The 12,130-nt window shown below is 66.7% G+C and carries 12 protein-coding genes and 1 tRNA gene; 6 read left to right on the top strand and 7 right to left on the bottom strand.

Translation table 11 applies throughout. The features are described from left to right. Nucleotides 1–9 precede the first annotated feature (9 nt). A complete protein-coding gene (locus ABSL23_RS03365; protein WP_353634698.1) occupies nt 10–807 on the bottom strand; it encodes a group I intron-associated PD-(D/E)XK endonuclease in 798 nt (265 codons plus the stop codon). Between the two features lie 89 nt (nt 808–896). After that, nucleotides 897–969: transfer RNA gene (locus ABSL23_RS03360), tRNA-Pro, on the bottom strand. 92 nt (nt 970–1,061) lie between these two features. Between ABSL23_RS03360 and ABSL23_RS03355 the strand changes: the two genes are divergently transcribed. Together ABSL23_RS03355 and ABSL23_RS03350 are read left to right on the top strand one after the other, a co-directional pair. Beyond that, complete coding sequence (locus ABSL23_RS03355; RefSeq protein WP_353634697.1) at nt 1,062–1,343, top strand: pro-sigmaK processing inhibitor BofA family protein; 282 nt, start codon at nt 1,062–1,064, stop codon at nt 1,341–1,343. Between the two features lie 11 nt (nt 1,344–1,354). Beyond that, nucleotides 1,355–1,777, top strand: a complete 423-nt coding sequence (locus tag ABSL23_RS03350; protein ID WP_353634696.1) for a DUF6789 family protein — start codon at nt 1,355–1,357, stop codon at nt 1,775–1,777. Here the strand turns inward: ABSL23_RS03350 and ABSL23_RS03345 are convergent, their stop codons facing one another. Next, nucleotides 1,778–3,580 (bottom strand): cbb3-type cytochrome c oxidase subunit I, encoded by a 1,803-nt coding sequence (locus ABSL23_RS03345; RefSeq protein WP_353634695.1) that lies wholly within the window; start codon nt 3,578–3,580, stop codon nt 1,778–1,780. Nucleotides 3,581–3,776: 196 nt separating this feature from the next. Here ABSL23_RS03345 and ABSL23_RS03340 point away from each other — a divergent pair, with 196 nt between their 5' ends. Next, nucleotides 3,777–5,057, top strand: a complete 1,281-nt coding sequence (locus ABSL23_RS03340; RefSeq protein WP_353634694.1) for a transposase — start codon at nt 3,777–3,779, stop codon at nt 5,055–5,057. Between the two features lie 54 nt (nt 5,058–5,111). Here the strand turns inward: ABSL23_RS03340 and ABSL23_RS03335 are convergent, their stop codons facing one another. Further along, nucleotides 5,112–7,166: a DEAD/DEAH box helicase gene (locus ABSL23_RS03335; RefSeq protein ID WP_353634693.1), complete on the bottom strand. Its 2,055-nt coding sequence runs from the start codon at nt 7,164–7,166 to the stop codon at nt 5,112–5,114. 126 nt (nt 7,167–7,292) lie between these two features. On the opposite strand from ABSL23_RS03335, the gene ABSL23_RS03330 reads away from it, so the two are divergent. After that, nucleotides 7,293–8,378, top strand: coding sequence for a phosphotransferase family protein (locus tag ABSL23_RS03330; protein ID WP_353634692.1), 1,086 nt, complete (start codon nt 7,293–7,295; stop codon nt 8,376–8,378). A 3-nt stretch (nt 8,379–8,381) separates the two neighbouring features. On the opposite strand, the gene ABSL23_RS03325 is transcribed toward ABSL23_RS03330, so the two are convergent. From ABSL23_RS03325 to ABSL23_RS03315, 3 genes are read right to left on the bottom strand one after another with little or no spacing between them, the layout of a single operon-like run. Next, on the bottom strand, nt 8,382–8,762 hold the full coding sequence (locus ABSL23_RS03325) for a cupin domain-containing protein (protein WP_059057801.1): 381 nt from the start codon (nt 8,760–8,762) through the stop codon (nt 8,382–8,384). A 25-nt stretch (nt 8,763–8,787) separates the two neighbouring features. Then, nucleotides 8,788–9,645 carry a 3-keto-5-aminohexanoate cleavage protein gene (locus ABSL23_RS03320; RefSeq protein WP_353634691.1) on the bottom strand — a complete coding sequence of 286 codons (858 nt, stop codon included), beginning with the start codon at nt 9,643–9,645 and terminating at the stop codon, nt 8,788–8,790. Next, nucleotides 9,642–9,827, bottom strand: coding sequence for a hypothetical protein (locus ABSL23_RS03315; protein WP_059057799.1), 186 nt, complete (start codon nt 9,825–9,827; stop codon nt 9,642–9,644). Before ABSL23_RS03315 ends, ABSL23_RS03320 begins: the two co-directional genes overlap by 4 nt. Nucleotides 9,828–9,953: 126 nt before the next feature. On the opposite strand from ABSL23_RS03315, the gene ABSL23_RS03310 reads away from it, so the two are divergent. After that, nucleotides 9,954–10,916 carry a ring-cleaving dioxygenase gene (locus ABSL23_RS03310; protein WP_059057798.1) on the top strand — a complete coding sequence of 321 codons (963 nt, stop codon included), beginning with the start codon at nt 9,954–9,956 and terminating at the stop codon, nt 10,914–10,916. Then, the gene (locus ABSL23_RS03305; protein WP_059057797.1) at nt 10,909–12,129 is read left to right on the top strand and encodes an iron-containing alcohol dehydrogenase family protein; all 1,221 of its coding nucleotides are present in this window, start codon (nt 10,909–10,911) and stop codon (nt 12,127–12,129) included. The genes ABSL23_RS03310 and ABSL23_RS03305 overlap by 8 nt, the downstream gene beginning before the upstream one ends. The last annotated feature ends 1 nt before the right edge of the window (nt 12,130 follow it).

The following is a 12,130-nucleotide window of genomic DNA, read 5'->3' as shown; positions in this document are numbered from 1 at the left end:
GTGGAACATCTATCTCGGCGGCCACTGCTTGTCGAACTCGTAGTCGGCAGCCCAGTTTATCGACGGCTGCGTCTGCTCGGGTTCGGTCACCCGCAGGCTCATCGTGTGCTCGTAGCTCGCGCGCTCGACGAGATACTGCTCGCCGCGCTCCGCGCAGTCCACGACCACGTACTCGATGTCGTCGGGTCCGGGGACGGTCTGGCTCGTGTCGAATCGAACCCGGCCGTTCGTCACCGAGCCCCGGCGCACGGCCGCTCGCAGGAGGTCGTCCGCGGGCGTCCGCAGGAGGACGTCGTAGGGCGCGTCACTGTCTCTCGCGTCGATGACGTCCACGCCGCGTTCGCGCAGCGTCTGAACGATGGCCTCGCGGTCGTCCGTGGCATCGTTAGTGCCGTTCTCGGGCGGCCACTGCTCGTCGAACTCGTAGTCGACGGCCCAGTTGATGCTCGGCTGCTCGATTTCGGCGTCTTCGACGCGAAGGCGTATCTCTGTCTCGAACGCGTCCTCGGCGACGAGATACAGCTGTTCGAGCTCGTGGCAGTACACCGCGAAGAAGTCCGTGTCGCCGTCGTAGGTCTTGTAGACGTTGCCGCCCGAGTTCGTGTGGCTCGATTTCCCGTGGAACTCCACGCAGCCGTCCGAGAGCCAGCCGGTCTTTACTTGGATTCGGTAGAGGTCGCCCGCTGACTCTGCGACCAAATCGTAGCGCTCGTTGTCACCGAACGGGACTGACACGGGGATTTCGCGCCGCTTCAGTTCCGTGATGACCGTGGCTTCGGTCAGGTCTCCTTTCCGATGCGACTCCATGCGAAATAATATCGTCGCGATTAGGTATATGCTTCCGGACGATCGCGGGCTACGATAGCTGATCTAGTGGTCGTAGCGCCGCAGAGAAGTGGGACCGCCCGAATTTGAATCGGGGTTACAGCGTCCCAAACGCTGAAGGATACCAAGCTACCCCACGGTCCCGCGCGTAGACGTACCGCCGGGTGCGGCGTAAGGGTTTCGTTCGGCGGGCTGGCGCCACAACGACTTTCGCGGTGGGTGTCACACGGGTACGTATGCCAACGATGCTGGAGGTCGGGCTCGCGGTCCTCGTACTGGTGGCGTTGTTCGGCGCGTACCGCGTGATTCGCGCGGTGAAGCCGTTCATCGTCAACGCGGTCGTGGGGCTGGTGGTCATCCTCATCGCGGAGTTCCTCGGCGCGCAGGTGGCAGTGACGCCGCTGGCGTTGCTCGTGGTGGCAGTCGGCGGGTTGCCGGGCGCGATACTGGTCATCCTGCTGGCGACGCTGGGGGTGGCGTTCGTGCCGGGACTGCTGGCGGTGCCGCTGTTGCTGTGAGGTGAGCACGCATGGACCCGATACGACGCGCAATCGGTGGTGGTGTCGCCGGGACGATCGTGATGTCCGTGGTGCTCGTCATCGCGGAGGTGGAGGCGCGCTTCGAGCTGGGCGTCGGCCCGGCAATCGCACAGTATGCGGGCGTCGCCGACCAGCCCGTGCTGGGGCTGTTCGTGTTCCTGCTGGCGGGGATGGCCGTGTTCCCGCTGGTGTTCGTGCGCCTGGAGACCGTCCTCTCGCGGGTGCCGGGCGGCGGCGACCCCGCAATCCGTGGGATGGCGTTCAGCATCCCGCTGTGGGTGGTGTACGTCGCGGTCGCGTCCCCGGACCTCGGGTCGCTGGAGGGCGCGCTCCACCTCTCGTTCACGCTGTTCGCGCACTTGCTGTACGGCTTCACTCTCGGGGCGGTCTACCACTCGCTGGAAGACGTCTGACTACTCGCGCCCGTAGGGGAGCTCGTCCCACTCGGCGGTGCGCTGGTCACCGTGCTCGCGGAGATTCCACGGGTCGTCGGTCGTCACCGGGTCGCCCATCCGGTAGGACTGCACGAGGTTGAACAGCCAGACGACCGTGCCGAGCGCGATGAGGATTGCGCCGAGCGTGGCGACCTGCTGGAGGCCCGCGAACTCCGCGGGGTAGGAGGCGTACCGGCGCGGCAGCCCCTCTTGGCCCATGATCATCATCGGGCCGAACGCGAGCACGATACCCACAGTAGTGAGCAGGAAGTGCGCGACGGAGAGCCGGTAGTCGGTGTGTTTGCCGACGACGAGGGGGTACCAGTAGTAGACGCCCGCGAAGAACGCGAACGAAATCAGCCCCATGATGATGAAGTGGAAGTGGCCGACGACGTAGTAGGTGTCGTGCAGCAGCAGGTCGATGGGGATTGCGGCGAGGAAGATGCCGGTGACGCCGCCGACGACGAACGTGGCGACGCCGCCGACGCAGAACAGCATCGGCGCGGTCAGGCGGACGTGGCCGTTCCACATCGTGGTGATCCAGTTGAACACCTTCACTGCCGACGGCACGGCGATGGCGATGGAGACCGCCATGAAGCTCGCCCGTAACCGGGGGTCGATGCCCGTGGTGAACATGTGGTGGGCCCACACGCCGAACGAGAGCACGCCAATCGCCAGCGTCGAGTAGACGACGAACTTGAACCCGAATAGCTTCCGCCCCGAGAACTTCGGAATCAGGAGGCTGACGATGCCCATCGGCGGGAGCACGAGGATGTACACTTCGGGGTGGCCGAAGAACCAGAACAGGTGCTGCCAGAGGATGGGGCTCCCGCCCTGAATGGCGAAGAAGGTCGTGCCGACGGTGCGGTCCAACAGGAGCATGACGAGCGCGCTACCCAGTAACGGGAACGCGAACAGGATGAGCCCCGACTGGGTGAGCATCGTCCACGAGAAGATGTCGAGGTCGCGCCACGCCACGTCGCGCTCGGTGAAGATGGTCGCGATGAAGTTGATGGCGGACATCGTGGTGGCGATTCCCGAGAGGTGCAAGCCCAGCAGGACGACGCTCACCGTCGGGAGCTCGAGTTGCACGGACAGCGGCGCGTAGAACGTCCATCCCGTGGCGGGCGGCGCGAGCGCGAGCAGTTGTTCGCCCAAGGCCCCGAGGCCGCCGGCAACGAAGACGTGGCCGAGAACGTCCGAGAGCAGGCCGGCGCGCATGAGCACGAGTGCGGGCACGAGCAGCCAGAAGGCGATGGCGTTGATGCGCGGGAACGCCATGTCGTCGGCGCCGATGAACAGCGGCAGGAGGTAGTTCCCGAGGCCGGCGAGCGCGGGCGTCCCGAACAGGAACAGCATCGTCAGCCCGTGCATCGTGAACAGGGCGTTGTACGTGTGTTCGTCCCAGACCGAGACGGCAGGGTCGTACAACTCGGTGCGCATCATCATCGCGTCCGTGCCGCCCCAGAGGAACGCGGTCGCGGCGAACGCGAGGTACAGCAGCCCGATGTCCTTGTGGTCGACGGTGGTGAGCCAGCGCGTGACGCCGCTGAGCTTGTTGGCGGCGGTCGTCCCGAGGAGGTAGCTCGAATCGGTTGGCTCGCCACCGTCGGGTTCGGCGGGAGCGTCCGGTTCGTCGGCGGGGTCGCCGCCGTCCGCGAGCGCGGCGCCGGCGTGCGAGCGGTCCGAGCGCGAGGCGTCCGCGCGCCACGCGGCGTAGAGCACGAGCGCGGCGGCGGCGACCGACAGCGCGGCCAGTCCGGCCGCGGCGACCAGCGTCATGTGCGGGGCGTTCACACGCCGCCGGTTAAAATCGAACGGCAGGAACGGGGCGGGTTACGGAAAGTCAAGGAGAAAGCCCCGCGCTTCAGGGCGGGGATGAATCCGACACTACCTTTCACTAACCACGTTCGAGGGCCGGGCCGGATATTCCACGCCAATCCACACTATTAACTAATCTTATCGACATAGGTTACGTATGGCGAAACAGGTCGTCACCCGCACCTACACTGCTTCCATACGGAACCAGCAACAGGTGTCCGACGACCTTGATTCGCTCGGGTTCGCAGCCTCGAAACTCTGGAACGTCGGACGGTGGGTCTGTGACAGAGTGTGGTCTGAGATAGGCCACATTCCCAGTCACACCGAACTCACCTCGTACCTCAAGTCGCACGAACGCTACGATGACCTGCATTCGCAGTCAAGTCAGCGAGTCCTCCAAGAACTCGCTGAAGCGTTCACCGGCTGGTACGGTAAACGACGCAACGGAGACACGAGAGCGAATCCGCCGAAGTACCGCAAGCACGGCGACGACCACCCACGAAGTACGGTCACGTTCAAACAGAAAGGCTTCAAGCTCGACACCCAGTACAACCGCGTCCGACTCAGTAAAGGGTCGAACCTAAAGGAGTATTGGTCGGACTTCGTACTCTGCGAGTACCAGACCCGTCCCGATGTTGACCTCTCCACCGTGGAGAACGTCCAACAAGTGCGGGCGGTCTGGACTGGTGACGAGTGGGAACTGCACTTCGTCTGCAAGGTCGAAGTCGAAGTGAGCGAATCGCCCGGCGAGAAGACAGTGGGTGTTGACCTCGGCATCAACAACTTCGCAGCACTCGCCTACGAAGACGGTCACAGCGAACTGTATCCGTTGAACTGCTTGAAGCAGGATGACTACTACTTCAGTAAGCGACTCGCCCAGTGTGACGATTCGGACTCCGAGCAGGCTACGCGACTGAACGAGAAGAAGTCTCGACGGCGTACTCACTACTTCCACACGCTCTCGAAACACATCGTCCAACGGTGTGTTGACGAAGGAGTTGGAATGATTGTGGTGGGCGATCTCTCTGGTATCCGTGAGGATGAGGAGAACAGCGAATCGAAGAACTGGGGCAAGCACGGCAACCTTGACTTGCACTCGTGGGCGTTCGACCGCTTCACCTCGATGCTTGAATACAAGGCCGAGATGGAAGGCATCTCGGTTGAAGAAGTGTCTGAGCGAGATACGTCGAAGTCGTGTTCGTGGTGTGGTCGGAAGCGTGACGCAAACCGTGTTGAGCGTGGGCTGTACGTCTGCGATTCGTGTGATACGGTGGCGAACGCGGACGTGAACGGTGCTGAGAACATTCGACAGAAAGTATCTCCGAGTTCACCGAATCTGTCGGTGAATAGGAGTAACGGCTGGTTGGCACAGCCATCGACGTTCCTGTTTGACAAGGAAACTGGTGCGTTCGTACCTCAAGAACAGGCTACGTCGTAAACCATAATATCCCAACGCGGTCGGGAATCCTCGCCCTTCAGGGCGGGGAGGATGTCAATGCTGTTCGCCGCGCAGTTCGATGTCCGCGACGATCTCGTAGGGGTGTTTCTCCTTGCGCACGCCGTCCAGAATCGTAAACGCCGCGCCGGGTTCGAGGAAGTGCGTGGTGACGGCGCGCCCGAGGTCGGTGGGTTCGAAGCCGTCGATGAACTCGTATTCGAGGAGCTTCCCGAGCGCGTGCTTGGTCGGCACCTCGCCGAGCATCCGGTCGTTCAGCCGCTTGGCGGCCTTCCCGCCGACCGTGACGTTCGCGAGCGTCTCCTCGACGGCGGCGGTCTCGTCGTAGTGCGTGACGACGTCCTCCATCTCGCCCTTGAGGAGCTTGAACGCGATTTCCTCCTCGGTGCCCTCCATCGAGGAGTGGTAGGAGGCGTCGGGTTCGACGAGCATATACACCTTCCCGCGGTCGTGGTAGTCCGGCCGGCCCGCGCGCCCGAGCATCTGCTCGAACTCCTGGACGGAGAGCCACTCGATGCCCATCGCGAGCGTGTCGAAGATGACCTGCGACGCCGGGAAGTCCACGCCCGCCGCCAGCGCCGCCGTCGTCACGACGGCCGAGAGGTCCTGGTTCCCGAACCGGCGCTCGACGGATTTCCGCTCGCCGTAGTCCAGCCCCGCGTGGTACGCCGCCGAGGGGTAGTCCAGTTTCCGCGAAATCTCGTGACAGCGCCGACGGGAGTTCGTGAAGATGATAGTTTGGCCCTTGTACCCCTTCGAGGATTCCTTGTCGAACTCCCGGCGCACCAGCTTGTTCTCGATGTCGGGCTTCTCCGACCCTTCGGCGAACGTGACGTGGCGCTCGATGGGAATCGGGCGCTCCTCGAACTCCACGAGGTTCGCGCGCATCCCCCGCGCGAGCTCGCCGGGGTTGCCGACGGTCGCGGAGAGGTAGATCCACTGCGCGCCCCCGTAGTCGTCGTACTGCTGTTCGCGCTGCTCGCAGTAGTACTTCAGCCGCGAGATGAGGCCGTCCAGCCGGTGGCCGCGCTCGTCCTCCTTGAGCGTGTGCACCTCGTCGATGACCACGGTCCCGATGTCGCCGAGGTCCTTCCCCGTGCGGAGCGCGTGGTCGATACCCTCGTACGTCCCGACGATGATGTCCGCGGAGGGGTCGAACGCGTGGCCGTCGTCCCGAATCCGCGAGGACCCCACGCGAATCGTGACGTTCGCCAACTCCCCGTACTCGTCCTGGAAGTCCTCGTGTTTCTGGTTCGCGAGTGCCACGAGCGGCACGAGGAACAGCATCTTCCCCTTCCCCGAGAGGTGGCGGTGCAGGCCCGCCATCTCGCCGACGAGCGTCTTCCCGGTCGCGGTCGCCGACACCACGAGCTGGTCCTCGCCGTCGAGCAGGCCGTTCTCAACGGAGAGGCTCTGCACCGGCAGCAGCTCGTCGAACCGAGACGTCAACAGCTCCTTCACGCCCGGGTGGAGGTCGAGGCTGTCCACCGGTACCGGGTCCACTTCGTCGGTCGTCGCGCTCACCTCGTCGAACTTCGTCAGGTCCGGGTCGAGGTTCCCGCCCAATAGGCCGGTGATGCGGTCGAGGTCCTGCTCCTCCAGCAGGAGTTCTTCGAGTCGGTCTTGGGCCGCCCCCGTCATGCCGCCGTTGAAGGAGAGCTCGCGCTCCAGCTCGCGAATCGCGCAGTCCTGACAGATGAACTCGCCGTCCGCCTCGATGGCTGTCTCCGACGTAATCGGGGAGTACCGGCCCTTCCCCGCGCAGTACCGGCACGTCCGCACGACCTTCGCGTCCTGCTGGTAGGCGCCCAGCATCTCCTGTAACTCCTCGCGGCCGCGCCGGGAGGTCTGCTCGCTGATGCGGATGCGGTCCGCGCGCCGCGCGATGTCCACGAACTGGTCGGGGCTGCGCGGCTCCTCGCCGCTCCCCGTCTTCACGCGGAATCGTCCGGGACGCGGCCCCGCGTCCCGCTGGGTCAACTCCAGTTTCGCGCGGAACAACCGGTCGCCGTCCCGCTGGGCGACCGCCAAGTAGTCGTCTCCGGTCTCGTGGAGGAACAACGTATCCACGCGCTGGACCTGCTCAGACACAAATCCGGATAGGGGAGGACGGTATTTCAGCGGTTCGCTTGCGCGACTCTCGAACTCGCCGGCCGCCAGTGGGGTGCTGTCGCATACCCCCGGGAGGCTTTTGCCAGCCCGGAGGCTCCCACGACCATGAGCGCCCCCGACCTGCCGCTGGACGACCTCGAAGCCTTCCTCGCCGCGGAACTTGGCGAGCGCGTCACGGGGACCGAGCCACTGGACGGTGCGCTCAACACGATGGTCGCCGTCTCCACCGCGTCTACCGAGGACAAGTACGTCGTACGGAAGCCCACCGAGATGCGCAAGTCCGCGCTGTTCACCGACCTCGAAACCGAGTACCGCGTGCTGGCGGAACTCGCGGATACCCCCGTCCCCGCGCCCGAACCGGTGTTGTACTGCGGGGACGACGGGCCGCTCGGCGGCCCGTTCGTCGTCACCACGTATCTCGACGGGGAGACAGTGCCGGTCGGCGAACGCCTCCCCGAGCGCTACCGGACCGAAACCGCCCGCGAGCGCGTCGGAGAGTCGATGGTTGACGCGCTCGCCGAGCTTCACAGCGTTGACGCCGCGCGCTTCGAGGACGCCTGCGAGTCCGCGACGCCGCTGGAGCAGGTCGAGGACGCCGCGAACCGCCTCGACTATGCGACGAGCGTCACCGGCCGGGACGTCCCCGAACTCTGGGACGCTATCGACTGGCTGCGCGAACACGCCCCCGAACCCCGACCTCGGGCGCTCCTGCACGGCGACTACAAGTCCGGGAACGTCTTCTTCGCAGGCGACCTGCCTGAGGTGACCGGCGTCTTCGACTGGGAGACGGCGACGCTCGGCGACCCGCTCACTGAACTCGGCTACTTCCTGTTCTACTGGCGCGACGACGGCGACCCGACCCCGGCCGTCGACGCGCTCCGCGAGAAGTACGGCGACACCGAGGTCGTCCGCGACCTCGAAGCCACAACCGAACACGGCTTCTACCGGTACTCAAACCGCCCCGGGAGCCCGACGCGCCGCGACATTGTCGAGCGGTACGAGGCCAAAACGGGGCTCGCCTTCGACCACGACCGCTTCTACCGGACGCACGCCGCCGTGCTGCTCGCGACGGTCTGGGAGGACATCCACCGCAGGCAGGTCGAAGCCGGCGCCGACACCACCCAGGAGCCACTGCTCGATTACACTGCCGAACTCGTCGACCGCCTCGTAGCGGGCGACTTCCCGCTCTGAGCGCTACTCCACGAGGTCGATGGTGTCGTCGCCGTTCGGGACGACACAGACGAATGCGCCTTCCTTGTCACCGGGGTTGTCGTACCAGTGGATGGCGCCCGCGGGGATGAGGAGACTGTCGCCGGCGCTCACCTCGTAGGTCTCGCCGTCGATGCCGACCGTGTACTCGCCTTCGAGCACGTACTGCTCGTGCTCGACCTCGTTGGTGTGCTCGGGGACGCTCGCGCCGGGTTCGAGGACGAACCGCCGCATCGCGAAGTGCGGCGCGCCGTCTGAGTCGTCCAGCAGCACGCCCTTCCGCATACCCTCGGCGGCGTCCACGGTCTCGTACTCGACGTCGCCCGCGCGGCGGACGACGTGGCGCGCGGTCTCGGAAGTCGTCATACCTGGACCGTGGCGGTCCCGGGCCTTAGGCGTAGCCGTCTGAGAGTCCCAGTATGTCGCGGGCTTCGGCCGGCGACGCGACCGGGCGGCCGAGCGTCTCCGCGACGCCGACCACGCGCTCGACGAGCTGGGCGTTGCTCTCTGCGAGCTCGCCCCGCTCGTAGTAGACGTTGTCTTCGAGGCCGACGCGGACGTGCCCGCCGAACATGATTCCCATCGTGGCGAACGGGAGCTGGTGCGGGCCGAACCCGAGCGTGTTGAACGTCGCGCCCTCGGGGAGATTTGAGATTAAATTCAGGAAGTTCCGGGGGCGCGGCCGGGTGAGTGTGCCCGGCCCGAAAATCAGGGTTGCGTAGACGGGGTCGGCGAGGTCGCGGCGCTCCAGCAGGCCGTGGACCTCGTTGAGGTGGCCGTCGTTGAACACCTCCAGTTCGGGCTTGATGCCCCGGGATTCCATCTCGTCGTACAGCGAGTCCACGAGCCCGCGGGTGTTCTCGCTGGTGAGGTGGTCGTAGCGGTTCAGCGGCCCCATGTCGAGGCTCGCCATCTCCGGCGCGGGGTCGGTCCGCAGCGGCTCGTGGCGCAGGTCGTCGGGCGCGCCCGTGCCGCCCGTCGAGTGCTGGATGATGACGTCGTCCGCTCGCGCCCGGATTTCGTCGTCGATGGCCTGGAAGTCCTCGGTGGCGAACGAGCGCTTGCCGTTGGGCTTCCGCGCGTGGACGTGGACGACCGACGCGCCGGCCTCCTCAGCCGCCGCGGCCGCCTCTCCGATTTCCTCGGGCGTCTCGGGGACGTTCGGGTTCGCTTCCTTCCCGTGGACGCCGCCGGTGAGCGCCGCCGTCACGATGACTGGCTCGTCTGCGAGGAACTGTTCGTAGCTCACGACTCGCCCTCGTGCTCGCGGAATATTTCGCAGTGCGCGGCGTGGTCGAGGTCGTAGCGGTCGTTGCAGACGTCCGCGCGCATCGGCTGGACGAACTCCTCGGTAACCGTGCAGTACGCCCGCGCGGTGTCGAACTCGCGGCCGTCGCCGTTCTCGCGGTACTCCAAGTGCGGGCAGGTCATACGTCGCGTTCGCCCGCCGGCGTGTTAACCGTTCGCTGCCCCCGTCGTCCGGTGGTGACAGCCGCGTCACCCGGTGGCAGTGCCGTCTAACGTGGCTATACGTGTGTGGACGCCCTACGGTCGGGTATGCCACCGACCACGCCGGGACTCCACCACGTCACGGCCATCGCGGGCGACCCGCAGGACAACGCCGACTTCTACGTCGAGACGCTCGGCCTGCGGTTCGTCAAGCGCACCGTCAACCACGACGACACGGACACGTACCACTTCTACTTCGGCGACCACGAGGGGACGCCGGGGACGAATATCACGTTCTTCCCGTGGGGCGACCGCGGCCGCGACGGCGAGTTCGGTGCCGGGCAGACCCGCGACACGGCGTACCTGATTCCGCCCGACTCCGCGGACTACTGGGTCGAGCGCCTCGACGACGCGGGCGTCGCCGTCGAGACCGACGAGCGCTTCGGCGACACCGTCGTCCGGTTCTCGGACCCGGACGGCATCGGCCTCGAACTGATAGCCAGCGACCACGCCCGCGACTCGAACGCGGTGCCGTGGCCCGACGGCCCCGTGCCGGCGGAACACCAGCTGCGCGGGTTCCACAGCGTCACGCTCGCGGTCCGCGAGTTCGGCCCCACCGAGGAGATTCTCACCGAGGTGCTGGGTTACGAGCACGTCGCCGACGACGGCGACCGCCGGCGCTACCAGACGCCCGACGGCGGCGCGCACTCGATTCTGGACCTCGTGCAGACGGACGCCGGCCGCGGAATGATGGGCGTCGGTACTGTCCACCACGTCGCGTTCACCGCCGCTGACGTCGACGAGCTAGAGGCGTACAAGGAAGCCTACGCCGACCGCGGCCTCCGCGCCAGCGGCCCCATCGACCGGAAGTACTTCCAGTCGCTGTACTGCCGGGAGCCCGGCGGCGTGCTGTTCGAAATCGCGACCGACGGCCCCGGCTTCGACGCCGACGAGGCCGTCGAAGACCTCGGCTCCAGCCTCGTCCTCCCGGAGTGGCTGGAGGACGAGCGCGCCGAAATCGAGGCCGCGCTCCCCGACTTCGAGCCGCCCCGGTCCGAGACTGATGACTGACCCGCTCGCGAGCGACCGCGTGGGCGAGCCGTTCCGCTTCGACTACGACTCGCCGGTGCTCCGGTACGGCGCGGGCTCGGTCGCGGACCTCGCCGACGAACTCGACGAACAGGGCTTCGAGCGCGCGCTCGTCGTCTGCGGGTCCACCGTCGGCAGCACGCCCGCCGTGATGGACCCGATTCGCGACGGACTGGGCGACAAGCTCGCGGGCGTCTTCGCCGAGACGACCCCGGAGAAGCGCCTCTCGACCGCCCTCGACGCGCGGGACGCGTACCGCGAGCACGACGCCGACGTCCTCGTCGCGCTCGGCGGCGGGAGCAGTCTCGACGTGGCGAAGGCCGTCAGCGTGCTCGCGGCGGGCGGCCACGACCACGAGGCGGCCGACCGCGAGTTCGCCGAGACCGGGACGCTCGCTGCCGAGGGCGACCTCGAACCCATCGTCGCCGTGCCGACGACGCTCGCCGGCGCGGAGCTCTCCGTGGTCGCCGGCCTGAACGCCCACCCGGACGGCGGACCGGTCGAGGAGGTCGTCAGCGGCGGGCTCTCGGACCGCCGGCTGATGCCGCGCGCCGTCTGCTACGACCCCGAACTGGTCGCCACCACGCCCCGGGACGTGCTCGCCGGCTCCGCGATGAACGGCTTCGACAAGGGCATCGAGACGCTGTACGCCGCCAACGCCACGCCCGTCACGGACGCGACGGCCGCCCGCGGCCTCGGCTTGCTCGTCGACGGCCTCCGGGAGTTAGGGAAGGGCGGCGTGGACGCCGACACCCTCGAACCCGTCTTGGAGGGGCTGTTACTCGTCCAGTACGGCATCTCGCGCCCGGGCGAGACGACGCTCTCAGTCATTCACGCGTTCGGTCACGGCCTCACGGACGGCTACGCCGTCCAGCAGGGCGTCGCGCACGCCGTCGTCGCGCCCCACGTCCTCCGGCACCTCTTCGCGGAAGTGGACGGCCGCCGCGACCTGCTCGCGGACGCGCTCGGCGTCGCGGACGCGGACGACCCCGCCGAAGCGGTCGTGCGTACGGTCGCCGACGTTCGGGACGCGCTCGGGCTCCCGGACGCGCTGGCCGACGTCGCCGGTCCCGAACCGAGCGAGTTCCCGGCGGTCGCCGAGACCGTCGTCGCGGACTCGTTCGTGGCGAACGCGCCCCGCGGCCTCGACCTCACGACCGACGACGTGGAAGCGGTCCTCCGCGCGGCGTACTGAC

It is taken from the genome of Halobacterium sp. NMX12-1, assembly GCF_040435975.1.
Lineage (GTDB): Archaea > Halobacteriota > Halobacteria > Halobacteriales > Halobacteriaceae > Halobacterium > Halobacterium hubeiense.
Note: the sequence above shows the minus strand (reverse complement) of the source record. Positions and strands in the feature narration are given on the sequence as shown.